Below are 5,239 nucleotides of genomic sequence, written 5' to 3' on the forward strand. Positions count from 1 at the left end.
GGCGCCCGGCACCATCACCGCGACCGCGACCACGAACCAACCGCACCCCACGACCCCCAGCCGGAAGGCTTACCGCTCCCAGACCTTGAAGGCTCGGAAGCGGTACGGGGAGCGGGGTAGCCACGTGCCGCCCCCGGGGTACGTTTCGAATTCGCCCGTTTCCGCGCATTCCTCCGACTGGTACGTGGTCACCGGGCGGCCCGTGCGGTTGGCCAGGGCCGAGGCCGTGGTGCCGGACGGGAGTGGTACGCAGCTTTCCATTTCGGTGCCGGCCAGTTCGTGGATCTGGCGGGCCCCCTTGAAGTCGTCCTTCTCCCAGAAGCACAGCTCCCCCGCCGCACACGCCCCCAAGCGTGGCGGTGCCGCGTTGCCCGGTGTCGCTGCCACGGCTCCTGGCAGGAGCGCCACGACGGCCAGTGCTCCGGCGGTGATGGTCTTGCGCATGGGATCCCCCGTGATGGTCGTGATCGGTCGGCCCCACCCTGACCTGCGCTGACGGCATTGTTGAAGGGGGTCCGGCGATCTCCACCCGGATAGGCGACAGCCCCGCCGGAACCGTCCGGCGGGGCTGTCGTACGCGCGGGGTTGACGTCAGACGTGTACGCCGCCGCCCGCCGCGTCCGCGTTCTCGCCGCGCTTCGTCAGCAGGGCGACGAAGATCGCGACCGTTGCGACACCGCCGGCGACCAGGCAGGCGAGGCCCATGCCGGACATGAACGTGTCGTGCGCGACCTGGGTGATCTTCGCGACGATCTCGGCCGGCATGCCCTTCTGTACGGGCGGTATGCCGACCTGAACGGCTTCCGCCGCCTGGCCCGCCTGGGCGCCGGTGAGCGGGGGGAGGCCCGCTGCGGTCCAGTTGCCGGGCAGGTCGTTGGTGACCTTGGAGGCCATGACCGCGCCGAGCACCGCCGTACCGAGGCTGCCGCCGATCTGCATGGCCGCCTGCTGGAGGCCGCCGGCGACGCCGGAGAGTTCGATGGGGGCGTTGCCGACGATGACTTCGGTGGCGCCGACCATGACGGGGGCGAGGCCGAGGCCGAGCAGCGCGAACCAGATCGACATGGTGAGGCTGCCGGTGTCCACGGTCAGGGTGGACATCCCGAACATGGCGACGGCGGTGAAGAGCATGCCGCCGGCCAGCGGGATGCGGGGGCCGGTCTTCGTGATCACCCAGCCCGCCAGCGGCGAGGCGACGATCATCATGCCGGTCAGTGGCAGCAGGTGCAGGCCGGCGTCGATCGCCTTCATGCCGTGCACGTTCTGGAGGTAGAAGGTGACGAAGAAGAGGCCGCCCAGGAAGGCGATGGCCATCAACACCATCAGGACCACACCGGCCGACAGCGGTACGGAGCGGAAGAGCCCCATGGGGATGAGCGGTTCCTTGACCTTCGTCTCCCAGAAGGCGAAGAGCACGAAACAGATCAGCGAGGCGGCGATAAAGATCCAGGTCTTCTCGCTGCCCCAGCCCCAGGTCGGCGCCTGGATGATCGCCCACACGACGCAGAACATCGCGACGGAGAGCAGCAGGATGCCGAGGATGTCGAAGGACCTCGGGGCGTTCTCGGCCCGGTGGTTCTTCAGGATCACCACGCCGAGCAGCAACGCGACGACGCCCACCGGCACGTTGATGAAGAAGACGGACTGCCAACTGACATGCTCGACCAGCACGCCGCCCAGGATCGGACCGCCTGCCGTGGAAGCGCCGATGACCATGCCCCAGAGGCCGATGGCCATGTTGAGCTTCTCGGCGGGGAAGGTGGCGCGCAGCAGACCGAGCGCGGCCGGCATCAGCAGGGCGCCGAAGAGTCCCTGGAGCACCCGGAAGGTGACGACCAGGGAGATGCTGTGGGAGAGGCCGATGGCCCCTGAGGCGGCGGCGAAGCCGGTGACGCCGATGAGGAACGTCTGCCGGTGCCCGAAGCGGTCACCGAGCTTGCCCGCCGTGATCAGGGCGACGGCGAGGGAGAGGAAGTAGCCGTTGGTGATCCACTGGACGTCGGCGAAGCTGGCGCCGAGGTCCTTCTGTATGGCTGGGTTCGCGATGGCGACAATGGTGCCGTCGAGCGCCACCATCATGACGCCGATCGCCACGGAGAAAAGCGTCAGCCAGGGATGGCCGCGCAGTCCCTTGGACGGCGCCTTCGCCGGAGGTTCCGGGATTCTCGGCGCCTGGTCGACAGCGGTCTGACTAGTCATACCGACACGCTAGTGTCAGCTACTGACAGTTGACAAACCAATTCACAAGTCGGTAACTGTCACGTTGCTCACACGACGCTGGAAAAGGGGAAGTCCCGGAATGAGGATGATGCGGTGACGGTCGGGCATGAAGCCACCGCCGGGCCCGGAACAGCAGGTGAACAGCCCCCCGGGCTGCGCGCCCTGAAGAAGCGTCGCACCCGTGACGCGCTGCTGCGGGTCGCTCTCGAACTCTTCGCGACCCAGGGATACGAGCGCACGACTGTCGACGAAATCGCCGACGCCGTGGAGGTCTCGCAGCGTACCTTCTTCCGCTACTTCGCCAGCAAGGAAGAAGTCGCCTTCTACGTCGTCCAGATGATCGAGGGAAAGTTCGTGGAGGCCCTGCGGGAACGGCCCCCCGCCGAGTCCCCGTTGCAGGCCATGCGCAAGGCCGTCACCTCCGCCTGGGACTCCATCGGCGAGGCGATCGAGGCCGTCATCCCGCTTGAGCTGCACATGCGTACGTACCAGATGATCGAGTCGACCCCGGCGCTGCTCGCCACCCATCTGCGCCGCTCCGCCGAGTTGGAGAAGGAAGTCTCCGAGCTGATCGCCTGCCGCGAGGGCCTCGACGTGGACGCCGACCCACGGCCCCGGGTGGCGGTCGCGGCATTCAGCGGCGTGATGCGGGTGACGGAACAGCTCTGGGGGCGCGGACCGGACGCGAGCATCGAGGCGATCCGCGCGCTGACGGAGATGAACCTCGACTGCCTGGGTCCCGCGTTGGCCGAAAACTGGCGGAAGCCTCCGTGCGGGAAGGGCCGCGCGACCGGCTGAACACCGGGCCGAATCGCGACACGCGCGGGGCGCTTGCACGCGTCCCGCGCATTTGGCACGCCCAACGAGGGTGTTTTCAGGCTTTTGTGTGCATACGGCGCGGCGCGACACGCTCTCCTTGCCCACCGGCGGTGAGATTACCCACGGTTCATTCCATAGCTCCGCGTGATCTGCCTCACCCCCGTCCCGAGGACCCCCGAGCGTCTCCTAGGCTGGCCCGCAGTGACTTCCTTCGAAACCTCCCCCACTCTCACCGCTTGGCGCACTGTTCTCGCGCTCGCCGTGGTGTTCGTCATGCTGACCACCACGGGCTGGACCGCTGTGCAGCGTCAACACGGTCCGGGCGAGCCCCTGACCGCCGCCTTCAACGCCTGGCAGCGGGGCAGGATAGGGGTGGTGCACCTGCCGTCCCCGACGGAGTCACCGCGCCGCCTCGCCACTTTCTTCGCCTCGCTCACCGCGGCCCAGCAGAGCCTGCTCGCCTCCAGATACCCGCTCGTCGTGGGCAATCTCAACGGCGCGCCTGTGACGCTCCGTTACCACGCCAACCGCCTGGCGCTCGCTCAGGCCCGGTCGGTGGAGCACCACCGTCTCTTCGACACCAGACTGTCGAACGACGGCCGGACGCAGGCGCTCCGCCGGATGCAGAGCTTCGACTCGATGCTCGGCGGCGGCCGGCAGATCCTCGCCTTCGATCCCTCGGGCAAGGGCCGGGCCGCCGAGGTGTTCGGCGATCTCGACCGCGCCCAGCGGGTCTCGGTCGTGGTGCCGGGCGTCGACACCAACGTGGTGACGTTCCAGAAGCAGAACCACGGCTACACGGCCCCGGTGGGTATGGCCAAGTCGTTGTACGCCGCCGAACGCATGGCGTCGCCCAAGGTCCGTACCGCCGTGATCGCCTGGGCCGACTACACCGCGCCCGCCGGGCTCGGTATCGACGCGGCGATCGGCAAACTCGCCGAGGCCGGGGCCGTACGGCTCACCGCGCTGACCGGAGCGCTGCCCGGCCGGGCCAAGGTCTCGTTGTTCTGCCACAGCTACGGCTCGGTCGTGTGCGGCGTCGCCGCGCACAGCCTGCCGTCCAGGGTCACCGATGTGGCGGTCGCCGGCAGCCCCGGCATGCGCGTGGCGAGCGCGGCGGGCCTGCACACCCGGGCCCGGGTCTGGGCCATGCGGGACAGCGACGACTGGATCCAGGACGTTCCGTACATGGACGTCATCGGACTCGGGCACGGCGCCGACCCGGTGAGCCGTGACTTCGGATCGCGGGTCGTCTCGGCGGCGGGCGCCGTCGGGCACCCCGGGTACTTCCAGCCGGGCACCGAAAGCCTCGCCAACTTCGCCGACATCGGGGTCGGCGCCTTCCGTTCGGTGCGCTGCGCGACCGGGCATCCCGGGTGCCGGAACGCGATCAACGGGGCGGAAGGGAACTGACGCGCGTAGATTTCCGTGCTGAGGCAGGCGACGCGGCGGCGCGCGCCGCCTACGATGAACCACATGGGTGATGTGCTGGCCGGAATTCATGCCACCTGGGAGTTCGAGACCGACTCCGTGCTCATCCGCTTCGAACGAGGGATACGCACGCCGAAGCTGTTTCAGGCACTCCGCGAACGCCGCATCCCCCACGAGGCGTTGTCGTCGGTGTCGCTCTCCCCTGGCAGACGCGGGACGGTGGTGCTGCACGCCGTGCCGCGGCCGGGCGCCGACCCTCTGATGGAGGCAGCGGCCGGTCAGCTCAAGGAGAGCTGCGATCCGTACCGCCTGGTACTGCCCGCGGCGCGGGAGACGCTCGCCGAGTACTACGCGGACGAGCTGCGCGCCACGCTGGCCAAGGACGGTGAGCGGTACGGGCGGGACGCCCTTGAGCCCGCCGACCGCTATCTGGTGGCGGCGCCCGAGCAGCCTCTCCAGTTCAAGGCGTACGACGCGAAGGCGTCCTTCGACGGGCGGCGTGTGACGTTCCGCTGGTTCTGGACGGGCGCTTCCTCCGCCAAATGGAAAGCCGGCGACCAGAGTTTCCCGGTCGCCGAACTGCAAGGGGTCGAGTGGCGCTCCCCCGAGGCCTTCGACGGCTACCTGCGGCTGGTACGGCGCGACGGACACACGACCCACGCGGCGCGGACGGCGCACGGGACCCAGGCGGCCGAACCGGCGCCGCTCCAGGCGGACCACGATCCGGCGGCCGTCGTCTTCGGCCTCGGCTACGGCCCGGTGCACGAGT

The 5,239-nt window shown here is 69.1% G+C and carries 5 protein-coding genes; 3 read left to right on the plus strand and 2 right to left on the minus strand.

The window, feature by feature from the left end:
• Positions 1 to 69 precede the first annotated feature (69 nt).
• Entirely contained in the window at positions 70 to 444 is a 375-nt protein-coding gene (locus tag QR77_RS10455) for a peptidase inhibitor family I36 protein (RefSeq protein ID WP_040021167.1), read from the minus strand.
• Positions 445 to 591: 147 nt separating this feature from the next.
• Positions 592 to 2,199 carry an MFS transporter gene (locus tag QR77_RS10460; RefSeq protein WP_040021169.1) on the minus strand — a complete coding sequence of 536 codons (1,608 nt, stop codon included), beginning with the start codon at positions 2,197 to 2,199 and terminating at the stop codon, positions 592 to 594.
• A gap of 114 nt (positions 2,200 to 2,313) precedes the next feature.
• On the opposite strand from QR77_RS10460, the gene QR77_RS10465 reads away from it, so the two are divergent.
• The 3 genes from QR77_RS10465 to QR77_RS10475 all read left to right on the plus strand — a co-directional run.
• On the plus strand, positions 2,314 to 3,018 hold the full coding sequence (locus QR77_RS10465) for a TetR family transcriptional regulator (RefSeq protein ID WP_052488659.1): 705 nt from the start codon (positions 2,314 to 2,316) through the stop codon (positions 3,016 to 3,018).
• Positions 3,019 to 3,240: 222 nt separating this feature from the next.
• The gene (locus QR77_RS10470; protein ID WP_040021170.1) at positions 3,241 to 4,452 is read left to right on the plus strand and encodes an alpha/beta hydrolase; all 1,212 of its coding nucleotides are present in this window, start codon (positions 3,241 to 3,243) and stop codon (positions 4,450 to 4,452) included.
• A gap of 63 nt (positions 4,453 to 4,515) precedes the next feature.
• A partial coding sequence (locus QR77_RS10475; protein WP_040021171.1) for a DUF4429 domain-containing protein occupies positions 4,516 to 5,239 on the plus strand: 724 nt, incomplete at its 3' end.

The organism is Streptomyces sp. 150FB (assembly GCF_000818195.1).
Lineage (GTDB): Bacteria > Actinomycetota > Actinomycetes > Streptomycetales > Streptomycetaceae > Streptomyces.